The organism is Vibrio sp. 10N.222.55.A1 (genome assembly GCF_041473835.1).
Classification (GTDB): Bacteria; Pseudomonadota; Gammaproteobacteria; order Enterobacterales; family Vibrionaceae; genus Vibrio; species Vibrio crassostreae_C.
The window spans coordinates 1-13,058 of the sequence record NZ_JBFRSX010000046.1 but is presented as its reverse complement, the minus strand read 5'-3'; the positions used below and the strand labels follow the sequence as shown (position 1 = coordinate 13,058).

General features: G+C 43.4%; 10 protein-coding genes and 1 other annotated feature. Of the genes, 4 read left to right on the top strand and 6 right to left on the bottom strand.

Features of this window, described 5'->3' with window-relative positions; translation table 11 throughout:
- The first annotated feature begins 55 nt into the window (after nt 1-55).
- Nucleotides 56-349 (top strand): trp operon repressor, encoded by a 294-nt coding sequence (trpR, locus tag AB4493_RS14710; protein WP_017059358.1) that lies wholly within the window; start codon nt 56-58, stop codon nt 347-349.
- 128 nt (nt 350-477) lie between these two features.
- Here the strand turns inward: trpR and yjjX are convergent, their stop codons facing one another.
- The 6 genes from yjjX to AB4493_RS14680 form a co-directional block, all read right to left on the bottom strand.
- A complete protein-coding gene (yjjX, locus tag AB4493_RS14705) occupies nt 478-999 on the bottom strand; it encodes an inosine/xanthosine triphosphatase (protein WP_017062855.1) in 522 nt (173 codons plus the stop codon).
- Nucleotides 962-3,340 (bottom strand): putative bifunctional diguanylate cyclase/phosphodiesterase, encoded by a 2,379-nt coding sequence (locus AB4493_RS14700; protein WP_372155284.1) that lies wholly within the window; start codon nt 3,338-3,340, stop codon nt 962-964. The genes yjjX and AB4493_RS14700 overlap by 38 nt, the downstream gene beginning before the upstream one ends.
- A gap of 333 nt (nt 3,341-3,673) precedes the next feature.
- A complete protein-coding gene (pheA, locus tag AB4493_RS14695) occupies nt 3,674-4,849 on the bottom strand; it encodes a prephenate dehydratase (RefSeq protein ID WP_017059361.1) in 1,176 nt (391 codons plus the stop codon).
- A 12-nt stretch (nt 4,850-4,861) separates the two neighbouring features.
- Nucleotides 4,862-4,983 (bottom strand) — a sequence feature (Phe leader region).
- 110 nt (nt 4,984-5,093) lie between these two features.
- Nucleotides 5,094-5,429 carry a ribosome hibernation-promoting factor, HPF/YfiA family gene (gene hpf, locus AB4493_RS14690; protein WP_004735034.1) on the bottom strand — a complete coding sequence of 112 codons (336 nt, stop codon included), beginning with the start codon at nt 5,427-5,429 and terminating at the stop codon, nt 5,094-5,096.
- 424 nt (nt 5,430-5,853) lie between these two features.
- Nucleotides 5,854-7,278 carry a lytic transglycosylase F gene (locus AB4493_RS14685; RefSeq protein WP_346393666.1) on the bottom strand — a complete coding sequence of 475 codons (1,425 nt, stop codon included), beginning with the start codon at nt 7,276-7,278 and terminating at the stop codon, nt 5,854-5,856.
- A 140-nt stretch (nt 7,279-7,418) separates the two neighbouring features.
- On the bottom strand, nt 7,419-8,147 hold the full coding sequence (locus tag AB4493_RS14680) for an outer membrane protein assembly factor BamD (protein ID WP_017059363.1): 729 nt from the start codon (nt 8,145-8,147) through the stop codon (nt 7,419-7,421).
- Nucleotides 8,148-8,284: 137 nt separating this feature from the next.
- Between AB4493_RS14680 and rluD the strand changes: the two genes are divergently transcribed.
- The 3 genes from rluD (at nt 8,285) to clpB (ending at nt 12,718) form a co-directional block, all read left to right on the top strand.
- Entirely contained in the window at nt 8,285-9,259 is a 975-nt protein-coding gene (gene rluD / locus AB4493_RS14675; RefSeq protein ID WP_017059364.1) for a 23S rRNA pseudouridine(1911/1915/1917) synthase RluD, read from the top strand.
- A gap of 2 nt (nt 9,260-9,261) precedes the next feature.
- Nucleotides 9,262-10,002: a peptidoglycan editing factor PgeF gene (gene pgeF / locus AB4493_RS14670; protein ID WP_017071396.1), complete on the top strand. Its 741-nt coding sequence runs from the start codon at nt 9,262-9,264 to the stop codon at nt 10,000-10,002.
- Nucleotides 10,003-10,144: 142 nt separating this feature from the next.
- A complete protein-coding gene (gene clpB / locus AB4493_RS14665) occupies nt 10,145-12,718 on the top strand; it encodes an ATP-dependent chaperone ClpB (RefSeq protein WP_017062851.1) in 2,574 nt (857 codons plus the stop codon).
- The last annotated feature ends 340 nt before the right edge of the window (nt 12,719-13,058 follow it).

The window sequence follows — 13,058 nt, the reverse complement described above, 5'->3', positions numbered from 1 at the left end:
CTTTCAATCGTTAAGCGACTCTTTAAAGTCAGAATTTAAAAGTAAGTGTAGAGATATGGCATCACAACCTGAATATGATAATTGGCAACAACTGATGGACTTGGTAAAGACGGCTGTCGAAAAAGATCAGCACGAGCTGTTGTTGACTATGATGATGACACCAGACGAGCGAGATGCTCTGGTTGCTCGAATTAATATCTTCTGTGAGCTGATGAAAGGCGATATGTCTCAACGACAGGTGAGTCAAATGCTGGGCGTAGGCGTAGCGACGATAACCAGAGGCTCAAATGAGCTAAAGGCCAAATCTGAGCAAGAGAAAGTCGTGATCGCCGACCTATTGCTAAAGTAATAATGGAATTAAGCTATCACGCGATAGTATGAATACGAATTCGATAAAAAACGCTAACTGGATGTTAGCGTTTTTTGTTTCTGAAGATTGTTCTTGGAATCTTTTGAAGTTTAAGGAAGCCTCAAATACTAAATAGGAAAGTGTTCAGGATTCACAAATGGGATCAGAGCCAAAATTAAAGCTTGATGATAGACCGAACTGCGTGACAATTGGTTATGTGTCAGTAGGCCAATGGCACCACCTTTCTGTTTGATATTGTCGGTACCAAACACTTCATCCATCACATCCCCTAACTCGTTTGCATGCTCTAGTTTCTCAAGCACGGCTGGTGGCAGCATCAGACTTGCTGAACGAGACTCGCCACGTTGGCCATTCGTTTCGATCACCATCCAGGCAAAGGTGACGTTTGTTTCTATTCCCGCTTCTAGACCAACATAGAAGTCTGCATCAGGCTGAGCTTGAGTTGCGTTGTGAACTCGATTCACGGCACCTTGATAGGTTTCATCATTGCTCATCGGTTGATCGGCGACACCACTAGGGACGCTGATGCCTTGGAAATCAAATTCAGTATCAGGAAAAGCAGATAAGAACGCACTTTTAACGGCGTTGATTTTAGCTGGGTTCAGCGATGCGATGATTACAGATTTCATGTGTCGGATTCTTTTTGTTGTCGATTAGATTGAGTTGATGTTGTCGGTACCAGTCACTCAATTCTTCTAGTGGCATGGGTTTACCAAAGTAATAGCCTTGCAGCATATCGCACTGTGCATCCTGTAACCACTGGTGCATGCCTTGAGTTTCAATCCCTTCGGCGGTGACCTTTTTCCCTTGAGCATGACACAACCCGATAACCGGTTTTACGATGTTCTGGTTATTGGTCTCAATCAAGGTATCCAAAAACGCTTTATCCAATTTAATTTTCTGAGTTGGATACTGCACCAGTTGAGTGATAGAGGTGTAACCGGAACCAAAATCATCAATCGCAAGTCGATAGCCCATGCATGCCAGTTCGTTCAGCAATGGAAAACCTTCTGAATTTGAGTAAAAGGTTTCAGTGATTTCAAAATCGATTAGGCTTGGTGGAATTCGATTTAACTCCGCGTGTTCTTTAATGAAACCCGCAAGATGAGTGGTTTCAATGCCAGCAGAAGATAGGTTGATCGACAATTGAATTGAGTGATCAAATTGAGCCTGAAGTCGATGGAATGAAGCAAACGCATTCTGTATTACCCAGCGGTCAACATGTTCAAACAGCCCGGTTTGTTCGGCTATTGGAATGAACTCATCTGGTGGAACCAAACCAAGTTGCTTTGAATTCCAACGCAATAACACCTCAACGCCAATAACATCAGTCCCGGTGGAATCCATGTAGGGCATGTAAACGAGCCTGAATTCATCATCAAAATTCTTACCTCTAAGCGCACGTTCAATATCTGCTTGGCGCTGAATGGCTTTGTCTAAATCCCGTGAATAGTCAGCAAATTGGTTTTTACCGGCACGCTTGGCTTGGTACATCGCGGTATCCGCGTTGGACAGTAGCTTCTCGATTGAGTTGCCATCATTAGGGTAGGTCGCAATACCAATACTGACCGTGATCGGAAAGCTGCCTGATTCGGTGACAAAACCTTTTTGCAGTGGAGTCAGTAAATCATTCGAGAATCGATGCGCGACATTTCCTCGGTGACTAGGAGCGTTAATGTAGACAACGAACTCGTCTCCAGAAAGTCGGGCTGGCATACAATGAGCGTCGAACTCCTCTTTATAGTGACGACAAATATCTGAAATACGCTGAGCAAAAGAGACCAGAATCGAGTCGCCGATTTGATGTCCGTATTTGTCGTTCACAAACTTGAAGTTGTCCAAGTCAAAATAGAGAACCCAGGTTTCGGTATTCGAACTCGGTTTTGGCAACGATTGCTGAACGAAGGTTTGAAACTGATGCCTATTGGCTATTTGGGTTAACTGATCATTTTCGGCCAAGAGCTTGGTCTGTTGGTAGGTGTTATCTAACTCTTGGTACATGTCATAAAAACGCTGTGATAGGCGGCCAAGCTCATCACGAGTGCCCAAGCGTTCGATGTTCTTACGTTGTTTTTTTTCGACTTGCTGTAGCTGTCGATCGAGCCGCGTTATTGGAGTAATCACAGTGCGAGACAGAAGCATGAGTAGAAGAGCGACAGTCACAAACGCAGACAGGGCAAACGACAAACTCAGCTTGTTCCAAATTGAATCGAGCTTGTTTTCTAATAGGAATTGCGCCGGATCGACCGTGGCGTACAGTTCTGGAGCAAGCTTGACTGAGTGGGTGACATCATTTTCCAAAGAAACCGCTATGGATGTGAAGAATAAACTGGTTTGGTAGTCGAACTCTATCTGTTTTCTCAGCGCATTAAATTTGTCGAGAGAGACAGAGACAACAACAAAGAACACATCGTCGGGTTGATTGCTTGCGGTTGGGAAAATCGCTTTTCTGTCTACCTTGTCATAGTGAACCAACATCCCTTCGCCTTGGGAGTTTTGAATATAGTTGGTACTCGATGTTGCTAGGGTGTCTTGATAGTGCTGGTCAACATACTCCAATATCTTACTGTCGATCTGAGTGCGTGAGTCATTGCTATTATCCGCGTAATAACGCAGTTTTCGAACACCATTAAGAAGTGCTAAACCTGTATAGCTTTCATCGTCATCTTGCAGGAAATGAATGGCTTCTCGAAGGTTACTGACCAGTTCAAGATCGCGAGATAGATTTTGGTCAGTGAGAAAATAACGCTTCACCATATCACTCTGGGTCAAGGTGTAAGAGTAGCTATTGAGGAAGGAACGAGATTGGCGAAAGTATCCGGCTAGTTTTTCCATGTTCAGTTGAAGTGCGTTGTCTTCGCGTTTGATGAAACTGCTTTTTTGCGTCGAATAAATAATATAGCTAGAAGCCGCGGTACTGATCAGTATCACAGGGGCTATCAGTAGTAAGATTTTAGTACTTAGCTTCATAGTTAATGACAACACTATTTATAAATTAAGCGCATAAGTTTATGTTACTTAATGCTTACTCGCTATTAATTATACGTAGTTCGATGATTTCCTGTGAAGGGGGTAAGGTTTTGTCTTTATTGATAAAAAAAGCCACTAATGAGTTTTTGTTAGAAAGGCTCAAGCAGTGGAGAGAGTAAGCGTGCCGAATGTGCGAAACAAGTGAATTGTGTTTCAGGCATGCTAGGGTGAGTTTTCTTAGCGAGAATAGTACTCGACTAGAGGGTGATTTAAGTATTTGGCCTGCTGTAGGCCAAATACTTATGTTAGCTAAAAGCTGATACTCACTTTCAGCTATGACAACTTAACTTGAGTCGCTTTGATGTTCTCACTTGGGTAGCAACCCAACACCTTAAGGTGGCGAGTAATGGCTGTTAGTTCCGTTATCGCTTGTTGCATATTATCTGAATCCAGATGCGCCTCTAAATCGACATAGAACATCTCTTCCCAAGGGTTACCCATGATAGGACGAGATTCTAGCTTAGTCATGTTGATGCCTAACCGTTGCAGGATCAGTAGTGTTTCTACCAAAGAACCCGCCTCTTGAGATGTCGACATGATGAGCGTTGTTTTCGCTGGTATTTGAGTCGATACTTCAACAGGCTTACGCGCCACAACGATGAAACGAGTGTGGTTCTCTGTTTGGTTTGCAATATTGCTCTGGATTGGCTGTAGTCCATAAAGCTTACCGCTCGATGCATTACCAATAGCAGCTACGTCATTACCACCCAATTCTTTAACTTTTTTCATTGCATCAGCGGTGCTTGCGCAAGACTCAAGGTTGACACCCTTAAGGCGGCTCAAGAACTCACTGCATTGTTGATGAGGTTGTGGGTGCGAGTAGAGTGTTTTGATGTCTTCTAAACGGATATCACTTTTAGCAACAAGGCAGTGCTCAATCGGTTGAGAAAGTTCGCCAACAATGTATAGAGTCGTATGCTGTAACAGGTCGTAGACCTCGTTAATTGACCCTGAACTGGTGTTCTCAATCGGCAGGACACCGTAGTCGGCATGGCCAGACTCTACTGTTGATGCGACTTCTTTGAAGTGATTACAGTTCAGCTCAATCAATTCCATATTCTTGCGGCTGAAGTATTCGCGGCTCGCAAGGTGAGAATACGATCCCTTAGAACCTAAGAATGCAACGCGAGCCAATGGTTTACGGCTTTGCGGGTTCGCTAGGTTTTGTAAGTATGACTGTTGTAGTAAAACGGAATCTTCGATGATGGTGTGAAACAGCTTGGTAATGTACTGCGCATCAAGTTCGTATTTATCTTTGCCGTTGTTGATCAGCTTAACTAATAGTTGTTGTTCTCGTACTGCATCACGAACTGGTTTTGATGTCTCTACTTTGCTTTTAGCGACTTCGATACTTAGCTTGCGACGCTCTGAAAGTAACTTCAGGAGTTCGTCGTCTAAATCATTAAGACGAAGGCGGATATCATCCAGTGAAATTGAGCGGTCAGTCATAAATGTGTCCTTATAAAAAAGCCTCCCTAGTGTGGGAGGCTTCTTGTTCGTTTTTGACTTGTTTTTCTAAAACGACTTAGCCTCCGATTTACGGAAGAAAAAAGAAGTCAAAAATAAACAAAGATTGAGTGTGCATAAAAAGTGATTGTTTTATGAATGTTTAAACACAATAAGCAAGCGAGCTACGAGCGTCAAGCAAAAAAATAGCGCCCTGAGGCGCTATTTTTTAATCTGTTCTCTTTCCTTATTCTACTTCAGCTTCTAGCTCTTCGATTTCAGGCTTTTCAGCGCGGCGCGCTTCAGGTTTATGGCGTAGCTTGTTGAGTTGACGCTCTAGTTTTTGTTCTACTTCGTTGATAGCTACGTAGAGGTCGTCATGGATTGATGAAGCAACAAGTTGGCCTTTTGGTACGGTTAGAACCGCTTCAAATTTTTTCTTCTTGTTTGGTTCTTCGCTAAAGCTCGCTTGGCAGCCAATGATGTCTACTTGCCATTTATCTAGCTTTTTAAATTTGCTTTCTATGTGATCACGGATTGCAGAGGTAATGTCGATGTTTTTACCAGTGATGTTCATTTTCATAGAAGTTTTCCTCTGTTGTATCCCTCATGGGTTAACTTCAGATTACGACTTTTAGGAATAAAGAATGTGATCTAGATCTTGTTTTGGTTGGGTGGGATAAGCATTAAAATCAAATGTGATCTTACGCAAGTCTTAGTATCTTTTTGGCGAAAAATGCTTGTTATCCTTATGAAAAACGATAACTTGGAGGCAAGGCTTCGCTAAAAATTAAATCAGTTTTTAGGGGCATCCTACAGCCTATGGAAAGTGCTTGATTGAAATTTACTCAATAGTGTTTTGTGATATAGGTCTTGTAATATAGGTCGCTACATAAGCTTCTTCAGAATTAGATAAACAAAAGCCGCATAAGTATTCTTATGCGGCTTTTGTGTTTTTCAGCTTTACCTAATACCTTTGGCTCCCCAGCTCTGGGATGGAGGCTATCCTAGTCGTTAGTGTTCAGTAATCTCGCTGTGCCGTCCTCTCGGATAGCATTGATAGCTTGTAATTGTTTATAGATTACGAAGTAACGATTGATGTTGGCAACATAGGTTACGGGTTCTTTACTCACGTATTTGCGAGTGATGATTTCTACGTTTTTAAACCAGATGTTTGGGTTGTAACCTTTCTGCTTGGCAATGCTCCTCATCTTTCTGATCTTAGCTGGACCAGCGTTGTAAGAAGCCAAGGTAAAGTAGATTTGATTGTCGGGTGATATTGCCGGGTCGTCAAAATATCGGTCTTTGATAAAGCGCATATACTTCACACCCGCATGGATGTTGTTATCCACCTTATGGATGTTCTTGATGTTGACGTTTTTATCTTTGGCGGTACTCGGTAATACCTGCATCACACCAATAGCCCCGCGATGAGAAATCCGGCTCTGATCCAGTCCTGATTCTTGGAAACCTTGAGCTGACATCATCAAAGGATCAAATTCATACTTGCTCGAATACTTTTCAAAGACATCTGAGAGTTTAGCTACTCGGTCTACTTTATTGGGGTTGAGTGCTCGGCCTAACCAGCGAGTATTGTCGATGTATTTCTGGTAGATGACATTCCCAAGCAGGGTGCCTGTTCGTGCGGTCTTGACGTATTTGTTTATCTCTTTCTTCAGTTGAGGGCTGTCTTTTCTTAAAGCCCAAGCAATACGACCATTTTCTCGTAAAGGTAAGTCGTTATGGACTTGAATGTTTTCCATTACATCGATCCAGAGCTTGGCTTTATGGTTATCCAGAATTGTGCCTTGTATATAACCTTGGTTAACCAGTTCTATCAGCTCGTAGTCTTGTAATGACTCCTCGATAAAGTGGACATGCAGTGGTGGTAAACCTAGCTCGTTAAGCTCCTTATTAACTCTTTGTACACTCTCGAAGTAACTCGAGCTTGCTCGTATCCACACCTCTTTGCCACTCAATTGCTTGATTTCGGTGATAGGTTCGGCCTTTTTCCCTGTGATAATGAGTTCTTTACCATCTTTAATCATCGGATCCGAAAAATCGATGGTTCGTAATCGTTTATCGGTGATCGTTAGGTTAGCGACAGCGACATCACCATAGCCAGACTCTAAAGAGGGAAGTAGATCATCTCGTTGCACGGGGATGATTTGAACATTGAGATAGGGATGTTTCTTACGAAGGCTTTTCTCAAAGTGGTAGAGCATTTCTGCCACGATGCCTTTTGGCTTGCCATCCTCGATGTAATAGAAACCAAGATCGGCAGACACTAGCACTCTAACCGTTCCTTTGGTTTTGAGCACATCCAAGTCACCCATGTAAGGCTTATTGCTTAATGGAGACAGTTCTAATGCGTAGGATAAGTGGCTAAATAGCGATATCCAGATAAATAATAACAACCTACTCACATCCACACTCCATGTTGATGTTTTGTTAAAAGTTATCTTTTGAAGATACCGTGTATTATGCGATCCATCAAGTTTGCGATATGTAGATGAAAAAAAGCGCGCTAGTAAATTAGCGCGCTTTTAGGATTGAGATGTAAGAGGTTTGATTAAGGTAGTGGGTTTAACTCAATCAACTTTTCTGTTCTTAACACAGCGTCATCTAGGCCGAGTTGTTGATAAGCTTTTAGCTGGATATCTAAAGACTTACGCGCAGCAATGGTGTCTGGGTAAGTTTTTTGCAGCTCTTGCGTTCTGTTGATCGCAGCAATCCAAGCTTCGCGGCGTAGGTAGAAATCAGCGGTTGCTAAGTCATACTCTGCTAGGCGGTTCTTAAGTGCGAACATGCGTTTTTGTGCATCTTCAGCATAAGGGCTACTAGGGAAACGTTCGAGTAGTCGCTTGAAGTCAGCAAACGCAAGTTTCACTGGTTCAGGATCTCGGTCACTACGGTCGATATTAAAAATATCGTGCATGAAGTTTCGGTCTTGCGCCATGTGCGTTAAGCCGCGCATGTAAAGAACCCAGTCTTGTTTCTCATGCGTTGGGTTCAAACGTAGGAAACGTGAAATGGTAGCGAGGCCAAGTGCCAAGTCATCATTTTTGTAGTAAGCGTAAATCAGATCGAGCTGTACTTGCTCAGAATAGGCGCCGAATGGGTAACGTGAGTCTAGGGCTTCTAGCTTTTCTATTGCTGAAAGCCAGCTACCGCTCTGCAGTGATTCTTGAGCGTCAGAGTAGAGAACCGATGGTGGTACATCTGGCACTATCTCTTCACTACTTGAACAACCAACCAAGAGTGATACGGCTAATAGACCCGATAAAGTAAGGTGTTTCATGTCAGGCGTCGATTCCTTGAATTAAATATTTCGTAAGCTTCCGTTACTTTCTAACCAGTAACAGATACAATGATGCAATTATTCTATTTTATCCATACTAATGGGTATTAGTCTCACGGTTTTTAAAAAAGTTCGATATGGCTCAGCAGATCACATTAACAGACACAGTAAAAAGCAGCCAGTTAGGTCAACGTTTAGACCAAGCTGTCGCTGAACTATTTACCGATTTTTCTCGCTCTCGCATTAAAGAGTGGCTTCTTGACGGCAAAATCCAAGTGGATGGCGAAGTTATTACAAAGCCGCGCGTTAAGGTTTTGGGCGGTGAAGAGATCATCTTGCAAGCTGAACTTGCAGATGAAGAGCGCTGGGAAGCACAAGATATTCCTCTAAACATTGTCTACGAAGATGATGACTTATTGGTTATCAATAAGCCTCGCGATCTGGTTGTACACCCAGGCGCTGGCACACCGGATGGAACCATACTAAACGCATTGCTTTTCCATTACCCACAGATTGCAGAAGTGCCTCGTGCAGGTATTGTGCACCGTCTTGATAAAGACACAACAGGCCTTATGGTTGTGGCTAAAACGGTTCCAGCTCAAACTCGTCTTGTGCGTGCGCTTGCTAAGCGTCGTATTACTCGTGAGTATGAAGCAATTGCAATTGGCAAAATGACCGCTGGTGGTGTGGTAGAAAAAGGCATTAGCCGTCACGCAACTAAGCGTACTCTAATGGACGTAAATGAATTAGGGAAACCAGCGGTAACTCACTACCGTGTTGCTGAGCACTTCCGCGAGCATACTCGTATTCGTCTACGCCTAGAAACGGGTCGTACTCACCAAATCCGTGTTCACATGTCATACCTTCAGCACCCGCTGCTAGGTGACGTTGCATACGGTGGCCGTGCTCGTATTCCAAAAGGTGCATCTGAAGAACTAACGACCATGATTCGTTCTTTTGATCGCCAAGCACTGCACGCCGTTATGCTTAAATTTGTTCACCCAATTACAGGTGAAGAAGTTGAGTTCCACGCTCCTGTGCCAAATGACATGGTTGTGATGGCTGAAGCGTTACGTGTTGATGCGCGCGAAAACTTGGAAGACGACATTTAATCATGTCGATGATCATCCCTAACTGGAATGCACCAAAAAACGTGAAAGCATTTGCTTCGACACGTTTTGATGGTTTTTCTACTGGTGCGTATCAAGGATTAAACCTAGGTACGCATGTTGGGGATGATACTTCGCTTGTTGAAAACAACAGAGCCTGGCTCAAGCAACACGCTAATATGCCTGCCGCTCCGGTATGGCTACATCAAACTCACTCAACAGATGTCGTTACGGTTTTACACCCTACGGCAGATATTCTTGATGCTGACGGTGCATTTACCACAGCTAAAGATGTTGTTTGTTCTGCGATGACAGCCGATTGCTTACCTGTAATCCTTACTGATACCAAAGGCACTCAAGTTGCTGCAGTTCATGCTGGTTGGCGTGGTCTTGCTGGTGGCATTCTTGAAAATGCCGTCGCAAAGTTTTCAAACTTAGGTTCAGAGAATAAGATCATTGCTTGGCTTGGTCCTGCAATAGGCAAACAAGCTTTTGAAGTAGGCGATGATGTGTTGGAAGCTTTCGTTAGTTTTGACTCTCAAGCTAAGCTCGCATTTGAAGCCAAAGCTGAACCAGGCAAATGGCTAGCGAATATGTCTCAGCTTGCAACGCAACGACTGAACAAAGTTGGTGTAACTTCTGTGACAGACTCTAATCTATGTACCTTCGCTGATGCCGATGCGTTCTATTCTTATCGTCGTGATGGTATTACTGGACGCCAAGCTACTTTTATTTGGTTAGAGTAACCTTTAACTAGTGCAACCAGTCATCCAGCTCATTTATATTTTTATAACAGCTCTATTCTTCATTCTTATCCCTTGAAAATCCGCGTTACCGTATCCATCTTCTAACCATAAGATAAACATATCTAAGAGTAGGAAGGTTGGCATGCGTCTCGATCGATTCACTAGTAAATTCCAAATTGCGATATCTGATGCTCAGTCGCTCGCATTAGGTCGTGATCACCAATATATAGAGCCTGTGCACCTAATGGTGTCTTTGCTTAATCAAGATGGTAGTGCAATTCGTCCATTGCTCACCATGCTGAATATTGATGTGGTTCAATTGCGTTCAAAGCTAAGCGAAATATTAGACCGTGTACCGAAAGTAAGTGGTATCGGTGGTGATGTTCAACTGTCGAATGCAATGGGTACTTTGTTCAACCTATGTGACAAGGTCGCACAAAAGCGTCAAGACACATACATTTCTTCGGAAGTCTTCCTACTTGCCGCAATTGAAGATAAAGGCCCTTTAGGTAACCTGCTTAAAGAGCTAGGTCTTACTGAGCAAAAATTATCTCAAGCTATCGAGCAGGTTCGTGGCGGTCAAAAAGTTGATGACCCAAATGCCGAAGACCGACGCCAAGCGTTAGAGAAGTTCACCATCGATCTGACTGAAAGAGCGGAGCAAGGCAAGCTGGATCCGGTAATTGGCCGAGATGACGAAATCCGCCGTACTATCCAAGTACTTCAGCGTCGTACTAAGAACAACCCAGTCATTATCGGTGAACCTGGTGTTGGTAAGACAGCTATCGTTGAAGGTTTGGCTCAGCGCATTATTAACAATGAAGTGCCAGAAGGTTTAAGAGGCCGACGCGTACTTTCATTAGACATGGGTGCTTTGGTAGCTGGCGCTAAATATCGTGGTGAGTTTGAAGAGCGTTTGAAGTCAGTCCTCAATGAATTGTCTAAAGAAGAGGGCAATATCATTCTCTTCATCGATGAAATTCATACTATGGTCGGCGCTGGTAAAGGTGAAGGCTCTATGGATGCCGGTAACATGCTAAAACCAGCGTTGGCTCGTGGTGAACTCCACTGTGTTGGCGCAACGACTCTTGATGAATACCGTCAATACATAGAGAAAGATCCAGCGTTAGAGCGCCGCTTCCAAAAAGTGCTTGTCGATGAACCAACGGTTGAAGACACGGTGGCGATTCTTCGTGGTTTGAAAGAGCGCTATGAACTTCATCATCATGTAGAAATTACCGACCCAGCAATCGTGGCTGCAGCAACACTATCTCATCGATACGTTTCTGATCGTCAACTGCCGGATAAAGCGATTGATCTGATTGATGAAGCGGCTTCGAGTATCCGTATGCAGATCGACTCAAAACCTGAGTCGCTAGATAAGCTCGAGCGTAAAATCATTCAATTGAAGATCGAGCAGCAAGCTCTTACCAATGAAAATGATGAAGCCAGTGAAAAACGCCTTCGAACATTACAAGAAGAGCTTTCTGACAAAGAACGAGATTTCGCAGAGCTTGAAGAAGTGTGGAATGCAGAGAAAGCCGCGCTTTCTGGCACGCAACACATCAAGTCAGAGCTAGAACAAGCTCGTATGGATATGGATTTTGCGAGACGTGCTGGTGATCTTAACCGAATGTCTGAATTGCAATACGGTCGAATCCCAGAATTAGAGAAGCAGTTAGATCTTGCGACTCAAGCTGAAATGCAAGAAATGACGCTGCTGCGTAATAAGGTCACTGATGCAGAAATTGCAGACGTGCTATCGAAGCAAACAGGCATACCTGTTTCTAAAATGCTAGAAGCCGAGAAAGAGAAGCTTCTTAACATGGAAGGTGTTCTACATAAGCGAGTTATTGGCCAAGCGGAAGCAGTCGAAGTGGTATCGAATGCGATTCGTCGTAGCCGTGCAGGTTTATCTGATCCAAACAAGCCGATTGGATCTTTCTTATTCCTTGGTCCAACTGGCGTTGGTAAAACGGAGTTGTGTAAAACACTCGCGAACTTCATGTTTGATAGTGACGATGCAATGGTGCGTATCGACATGTCTGAGTTTATGGAGAAACACTCTGTTGCTCGTTTGGTTGGTGCTCCTCCGGGTTACGTTGGATATGAAGAAGGTGGTTACTTAACAGAAGCAGTGCGTCGCAAGCCTTATTCAGTGATTTTGCTAGATGAAGTAGAGAAAGCGCATCCTGATGTTTTCAATATCTTATTGCAGGTGCTTGATGATGGACGCTTAACTGATGGACAAGGTCGTACAGTCGATTTTAGAAACACGGTAGTGATCATGACATCCAACCTTGGCTCTTCGAGAATTCAAGAGAACTTCAATACGCTCGACTACCAAGGAATAAAGAATGAAGTGATGGAAGTGGTAGGTAAACATTTCCGTCCTGAGTTTTTGAACCGAGTTGATGAAAGCGTGGTGTTCCATCCATTGGGTCAAGAGCACATTCAGTCGATAGCCGCTATTCAGCTTGAGCACCTTAAGAAGAGAATGGAAGACAATGGTTATGAGCTTGAAGTTTCGGATAAAGCACTCAAGTTAATTTCTCAAGTTGGTTTTGATCCAGTATATGGTGCACGACCTTTGAAAAGAGCGATTCAACAAAGTGTCGAGAACCCGTTAGCGAAAGCGATACTGGCAGGAAAAATTAATCCAGATAAGAAAGTGCAGCTATTAGTAAACAACGACCGCATTATTGCTCACCAATAGTTGAAGTAAGAACGGTAGGTACGATTGGCCGAAATTAAGGCTTAATCGTACCTATTTTAAACGCTTTGTGTGAATAGTGTTCGAACGGTCGCCGGTGGCGGCTTTTTTTCGTTTTTAGCCTTGTATAAAGGATTATTCTCTCTATAATGCGCCTCCGTTGCCAAGGATAACCAAGCGGTTTGAACTGAGTAACAAGACGGTGATAAGCATTTAAGATGCTTTGAAAAATTAGCTGGAAAAAGTGTTTGACACTGGAATCTAATCCGCTAGAATGGCCGTCCACTTCGAGAGGCTCCTTACTAAAAGGAAGGCTCAACAAGTAAAGCTCTTTAACAATTTA

Coding starts and splice junctions, on each gene's coding strand:
- trpR (WP_017059358.1), top strand. CDS start 56: ATGGCATCACAACCTGAATATGATAATTGGCAACAACTGATGGACTTG.
- yjjX (WP_017062855.1), bottom strand. CDS start 999: ATGAAATCTGTAATCATCGCATCGCTGAACCCAGCTAAAATCAACGCC.
- AB4493_RS14700 (WP_372155284.1), bottom strand. CDS start 3,340: ATGAAGCTAAGTACTAAAATCTTACTACTGATAGCCCCTGTGATACTG.
- pheA (WP_017059361.1), bottom strand. CDS start 4,849: ATGACTGACCGCTCAATTTCACTGGATGATATCCGCCTTCGTCTTAAT.
- hpf (WP_004735034.1), bottom strand. CDS start 5,429: ATGAAAATGAACATCACTGGTAAAAACATCGACATTACCTCTGCAATC.
- AB4493_RS14680 (WP_017059363.1), bottom strand. CDS start 8,147: ATGAAACACCTTACTTTATCGGGTCTATTAGCCGTATCACTCTTGGTT.
- rluD (WP_017059364.1), top strand. CDS start 8,285: ATGGCTCAGCAGATCACATTAACAGACACAGTAAAAAGCAGCCAGTTA.
- pgeF (WP_017071396.1), top strand. CDS start 9,262: ATGTCGATGATCATCCCTAACTGGAATGCACCAAAAAACGTGAAAGCA.
- clpB (WP_017062851.1), top strand. CDS start 10,145: ATGCGTCTCGATCGATTCACTAGTAAATTCCAAATTGCGATATCTGAT.